The 6,466-nt window shown below is 50.0% G+C and carries 1 protein-coding gene, 2 tRNA genes and 3 rRNA genes; all 6 read right to left on the bottom strand.

Translation table 11 applies throughout. The features are described 5' to 3' along the window. Positions 1–75: 75 nt before the first annotated feature. On the bottom strand, positions 76–366 hold the full coding sequence (locus tag HMPREF3277_RS00190; protein ID WP_009313167.1) for a ComEA family DNA-binding protein: 291 nt from the start codon (positions 364–366) through the stop codon (positions 76–78). A gap of 349 nt (positions 367–715) precedes the next feature. Then, positions 716–829 (bottom strand): 5S ribosomal RNA (gene rrf, locus HMPREF3277_RS00185). Positions 830–922: 93 nt separating this feature from the next. Next, a 23S ribosomal RNA gene (locus HMPREF3277_RS00180) occupies positions 923–3,814 on the bottom strand. 430 nt (positions 3,815–4,244) lie between these two features. After that, positions 4,245–4,320, bottom strand: a tRNA-Ala gene (locus tag HMPREF3277_RS00175). 5 nt (positions 4,321–4,325) lie between these two features. Next, positions 4,326–4,402: transfer RNA gene (locus tag HMPREF3277_RS00170), tRNA-Ile, on the bottom strand. A gap of 101 nt (positions 4,403–4,503) precedes the next feature. Continuing rightward, a 16S ribosomal RNA gene (locus HMPREF3277_RS00165) occupies positions 4,504–6,044 on the bottom strand. Together the 16S, 23S and 5S rRNA genes with 2 tRNA genes alongside form the textbook arrangement of a ribosomal RNA operon. Positions 6,045–6,466 lie beyond the last annotated feature (422 nt).

Raw genomic sequence — 6,466 nt, 5'->3', positions numbered from 1 at the left:
GACTGGATTCGGACGGCCTTTTCATCACCGGGTCTGCATCTGCGCACATTCCCGTTTGGGAGGGCGCACTCGGGTTTATTTTTTAGCGGCGGGGGTGGCGGCTTTGTTTTGAGCGGCCGGAGCGACGGTTGCCTCCGCCTTCAGTTTGGAGAAGATGCCCTCACCGATACCTTTGACGTTTTTCAACTCCTCGACCGATTTGAAGGCACCATGTTGTTGACGGTAGTCCACGATGGCTTTGGCTTTGGCGGGGCCGATACCGGGCAGGGCTTCCAACTCGGACGGGGAAGCGGTATTGATGTTGACGGCGGCCAGCGACAGCGAAGCGGTCAGCAGGGAGAGGGCGGCAAAGAGGAATTTTTTCATAAGAAGATACTCCATAGTTTGTGAATGCGGATGATGCCTGTGTGTGCGGCACCGTAAAATAGTTGGCTATCATATCCGTCTTACCGTTTCCGTTCAAACGATACCTAAATATTTCTTGGTTTACTATCTCTTTATGTATTGATTCTGCAACATCCCTATTCTACCCGCACCCTCCCTATCCGTCACATTTACCTGCTGCGCTATCGTCGCACCCGCCTATCTCCACTCGTAAGCAAGTAAGCATAGCAAGAAGGCAAGGAACGGCCATGACGAGTTTCAAGTAAAGGTATGAATAAAATATAAGGTAAAAGTAAAAGCCCCCGACATCTGTCAGGGGCTTAGAATAGGTGTTTGGCAGTGACCTACTTTCGCATGGAAGAACCACACTATCATCGGCGCTGAGTCGTTTCACGGTCCTGTTCGGGATGGGAAGGCGTGGGACCAACTCGCTATGGCCGCCAAACTTAAACTGTACAAATCGGCAAAGCCTTAATCAATATATTCGGTGATGACTGAATCAGTCAGTAAGCTTTTTATTTGAAGTTCTTCAAATGATAGAGTCAAGCCTCACGAGCAATTAGTATGGGTTAGCTTCACGCGTTACCGCGCTTCCACACCCCACCTATCAACGTCCTGGTCTCGAACGACTCTTTAGTGCGGTTAAACCGCAAGGGAAGTCTCATCTTCAGGCGAGTTTCGCGCTTAGATGCTTTCAGCGCTTATCTCTTCCGAACTTAGCTACCCGGCTATGCAACTGGCGTTACAACCGGTACACCAGAGGTTCGTCCACTCCGGTCCTCTCGTACTAGGAGCAGCCCCCGTCAAACTTCCAACGCCCACTGCAGATAGGGACCAAACTGTCTCACGACGTTTTAAACCCAGCTCACGTACCACTTTAAATGGCGAACAGCCATACCCTTGGGACCGACTACAGCCCCAGGATGTGATGAGCCGACATCGAGGTGCCAAACTCCGCCGTCGATATGAACTCTTGGGCGGAATCAGCCTGTTATCCCCGGAGTACCTTTTATCCGTTGAGCGATGGCCCTTCCATACAGAACCACCGGATCACTATGTCCTGCTTTCGCACCTGCTCGACTTGTCGGTCTCGCAGTTAAGCTACCTTTTGCCATTGCACTATCAGTCCGATTTCCGACCGGACTTAGGTAACCTTCGAACTCCTCCGTTACTCTTTGGGAGGAGACCGCCCCAGTCAAACTGCCTACCATGCACGGTCCCCGACCCGGATTACGGGTCTGGGTTAGAACCTCAAAGACACCAGGGTGGTATTTCAAGGACGGCTCCACAGAGACTGGCGTCTCTGCTTCTAAGCCTCCCACCTATCCTACACAAGTGACTTCAAAGTCCAATGCAAAGCTACAGTAAAGGTTCACGGGGTCTTTCCGTCTAGCAGCGGGTAGATTGCATCTTCACAACCACTTCAACTTCGCTGAGTCTCGGGAGGAGACAGTGTGGCCATCGTTACGCCATTCGTGCGGGTCGGAACTTACCCGACAAGGAATTTCGCTACCTTAGGACCGTTATAGTTACGGCCGCCGTTTACTGGGGCTTCGATCCGATGCTCTCACATCTTCAATTAACCTTCCAGCACCGGGCAGGCGTCACACCCTATACGTCCACTTTCGTGTTAGCAGAGTGCTGTGTTTTTAATAAACAGTCGCAGCCACCTATTCTCTGCGACCCTCCGAGGCTTACGGAGCAAGTCCTTAACCTTAGAGGGCATACCTTCTCCCGAAGTTACGGTATCAATTTGCCGAGTTCCTTCTCCCGAGTTCTCTCAAGCGCCTTAGAATTCTCATCCTGCCCACCTGTGTCGGTTTGCGGTACGGTTCGATTCAAACTGAAGCTTAGTGGCTTTTCCTGGAAGCGTGGTATCGGTTACTTCATGTCCGTAGACACTCGTCGTCACTTCTCGGTGTTAAGAAGACCCGGATTTGCCTAAGTCTTCCACCTACCGGCTTAAACAAGCTATTCCAACAGCTTGCTAACCTAACCTTCTCCGTCCCCACATCGCATTTGAATCAAGTACAGGAATATTAACCTGTTTCCCATCGACTACGCATTTCTGCCTCGCCTTAGGGGCCGACTCACCCTACGCCGATGAACGTTGCGTAGGAAACCTTGGGCTTTCGGCGAGCGGGCTTTTCACCCGCTTTATCGCTACTCATGTCAACATTCGCACTTCTGATACCTCCAGCACACTTTACAATGCACCTTCATCGGCCTACAGAACGCTCCCCTACCATGCCAGTAAACTGGCATCCGCAGCTTCGGTTATAGATTTGAGCCCCGTTACATCTTCCGCGCAGGACGACTCGACCAGTGAGCTATTACGCTTTCTTTAAATGATGGCTGCTTCTAAGCCAACATCCTGGCTGTCTGGGCCTTCCCACTTCGTTTACCACTTAATCTATCATTTGGGACCTTAGCTGGCGGTCTGGGTTGTTTCCCTCTTGACAACGGACGTTAGCACCCGCTGTCTGTCTCCCGAGGAACCACTTGATGGTATTCTTAGTTTGCCATGGGTTGGTAAGTTGCAATAACCCCCTAGCCATAACAGTGCTTTACCCCCATCAGTGTCTTGCTCGAGGCACTACCTAAATAGTTTTCGGGGAGAACCAGCTATCTCCGAGTTTGTTTAGCCTTTCACCCCTATCCACAGCTCATCCCCGCATTTTGCAACATGCGTGGGTTCGGTCCTCCAGTACCTGTTACGGCACCTTCAACCTGGCCATGGATAGATCACTCGGTTTCGGGTCTACACCCAGCAACTCTTCGCCCTATTAAGACTCGGTTTCCCTACGCCTCCCCTATTCGGTTAAGCTCGCTACTGAATGTAAGTCGTTGACCCATTATACAAAAGGTACGCAGTCACACCACATGGGTGCTCCCACTGTTTGTATGCATCAGGTTTCAGGTTCTATTTCACTCCCCTCCCGGGGTTCTTTTCGCCTTTCCCTCACGGTACTGGTTCACTATCGGTCGATGATGAGTATTTAGCCTTGGAGGATGGTCCCCCCATATTCAGACAGGATTTCACGTGTCCCGCCCTACTTTTCGTACGCTTAGTACCACCGTTGAGATTTCGAATACGGGACTATCACCCACTATGGTCAAGCTTCCCAGCTTGTTCTTCTATCTCGACAGTTATTACGTACAGGCTCCTCCGCGTTCGCTCGCCACTACTTGCGGAATCTCGGTTGATTTCTTTTCCTCCGGGTACTTAGATGGTTCAGTTCTCCGGGTTCGCTTCTCTAAGTCTATGTATTCAACTTAGGATACTGCACAGAATGCAGTGGGTTTCCCCATTCGGACATCGCGGGATCATAGCTTTATTGCCAGCTCCCCCACGCTTTTCGCAGGCTTACACGTCCTTCGTCGCCTATCATCGCCAAGGCATCCACCTGATGCACTTATTCACTTGACTCTATCATTTCAAGAACTTCTCTGACTTTGCCTGACATTCCGTTGACTAGAACATCAAACTTGAATTTCCTACTCTGATAAAGCTTACTGCTTGTTGTGTCCTAATCCCGCCTTTTGTCTTTCGGGATTAAGTCGATACAATCATCACCCAAATACTGTACCTGTTTTTCTTTTCCTATCCAGGAGACAACTGACCGTTTGCAATTGGTCAATCATCAAAAACAGACACATTGTCTTTGTTTGTTGATTTCGGCTTTCCAATTTGTTAAAGATCGATGCGTTCAATATTGCTATTTACTTCGCAAATCAAAATGAGCTGATTATTATAGCAGCCTTTCTTTTTCCGTCAAACTGATTCGTCAGCAGACTTCTCTTTAGAAAAAAAGAAAGCAGTTACACTGCCTTTTAACTCGCTTTGATTTGGAAAGTATTGGTGGAGGCAAACGGGATCGAACCGATGACCCCCTGCTTGCAAAGCAGGTGCTCTACCAACTGAGCTATGCCCCCGTTCTTGGTGGGTCTGGGAGGACTTGAACCTCCGACCCCACGCTTATCAAGCGTGTGCTCTAACCAGCTGAGCTACAAACCCGGATTCTCTTCTTAAGCGAACCTTGTCTTCACTCAAGCATTCTTCCGCATCTTCTACAGTTTACCGATAAGTGTGAATGCGACAACCTCTTCTTTCTCTAGAAAGGAGGTGATCCAGCCGCAGGTTCCCCTACGGCTACCTTGTTACGACTTCACCCCAGTCATGAAGCATACCGTGGTAAGCGGGCTCCTTGCGGTTACCCTACCTACTTCTGGTATCCCCCACTCCCATGGTGTGACGGGCGGTGTGTACAAGACCCGGGAACGTATTCACCGCAGTATGCTGACCTGCGATTACTAGCGATTCCGACTTCATGCACTCGAGTTGCAGAGTGCAATCCGGACTACGATCGGTTTTGTGAGATTGGCTCCACCTCGCGGCTTGGCTACCCTCTGTACCGACCATTGTATGACGTGTGAAGCCCTGGTCATAAGGGCCATGAGGACTTGACGTCATCCCCACCTTCCTCCGGCTTGTCACCGGCAGTCTCATTAGAGTGCCCAACTTAATGATGGCAACTAATGACAAGGGTTGCGCTCGTTGCGGGACTTAACCCAACATCTCACGACACGAGCTGACGACAGCCATGCAGCACCTGTGTTACGGCTCCCGAAGGCACCCCTCCGTCTCTGGAGGGTTCCGTACATGTCAAGACCAGGTAAGGTTCTTCGCGTTGCATCGAATTAATCCACATCATCCACCGCTTGTGCGGGTCCCCGTCAATTCCTTTGAGTTTTAATCTTGCGACCGTACTCCCCAGGCGGTCGATTTCACGCGTTAGCTTCGCTACTAAGCAGTCATGCTGCCCAACAGCTAATCGACATCGTTTAGGGCGTGGACTACCAGGGTATCTAATCCTGTTTGCTACCCACGCTTTCGGGCATGAACGTCAGTGTTATCCCAGGAGGCTGCCTTCGCCATCGGTATTCCTCCACATCTCTACGCATTTCACTGCTACACGTGGAATTCTACCTCCCTCTGACACACTCTAGTCACCCAGTTCAGAACGCAGTTCCCAGGTTGAGCCCGGGGATTTCACATCCTGCTTAAGTAACCGTCTGCGCCCGCTTTACGCCCAGTAATTCCGATTAACGCTCGCACCCTACGTATTACCGCGGCTGCTGGCACGTAGTTAGCCGGTGCTTATTCTTCAGGTACCGTCATCAGACAGGGGTATTAACCCCGCCCTTTTCTTCCCTGACAAAAGTCCTTTACAACCCGAAGGCCTTCTTCAGACACGCGGCATGGCTGGATCAGGCTTGCGCCCATTGTCCAAAATTCCCCACTGCTGCCTCCCGTAGGAGTCTGGGCCGTGTCTCAGTCCCAGTGTGGCGGATCATCCTCTCAGACCCGCTACTGATCGTCGCCTTGGTAGGCCTTTACCCCACCAACTAGCTAATCAGATATCGGCCGCTCAAACAGCGCAAGGCCAAATGGTCCCCTGCTTTCTTCCTCAGAATATATGCGGTATTAGCTAATCTTTCGATTAGTTATCCCCCACTGCTCGGTACGTTCCGATATGTTACTCACCCGTTCGCCACTCGCCACCCAAGAAGCAAGCTTCTCTGTGCTGCCGTCCGACTTGCATGTGTAAAGCATGCCGCCAGCGTTCAATCTGAGCCAGGATCAAACTCTTATGTTCAATCTCTAACTTTTTAACTTCTGGTCTGCTTCAAAGAAACCGACAGGACAATGTCTAAAACATCATCTTGTCTGTCTTTCAAACAGTGTGAGGCTGTCGCACTCACACTTATCGGTAATCTGTTTTGTTAAAGAGCGAAAACGAATTATAAAGCATTTCATCTCATTGTCAATCAAAACTTTTCTTAAAACCTCGAAAAATCAGACTAACTGTGATATACTTACCTGTTCGTTCAATCACCGCCGAAGCAGCGAAGAACCGAACTATACCCCTCCCCTCAAAAACCCGTCAACTCCCAAACCGCAAAAAATTCCATAAAACCTAACAACAACCTGAAATACAAAGACTTTTATTTCAAAATATTCTCAAACCAAACTCAATCAACAGCAAAGGTCGTCTGAAATCCCTTTCAGACGACCTTT

The sequence above is a fragment of the Neisseria sp. HMSC70E02 genome (assembly GCF_001838645.1).
GTDB classification, from domain to species: Bacteria; Pseudomonadota; Gammaproteobacteria; order Burkholderiales; family Neisseriaceae; genus Neisseria; species Neisseria macacae.
This window is presented reverse-complemented; position numbering and strand designations above follow the sequence as displayed.

What these genes read in the sequence shown, in the direction of transcription:
- HMPREF3277_RS00190 (WP_009313167.1), bottom strand. Translation starts at nt 366, where the DNA reads ATGAAAAAATTCCTCTTTGCCGCCCTCTCCCTGCTGACCGCTTCGCTG.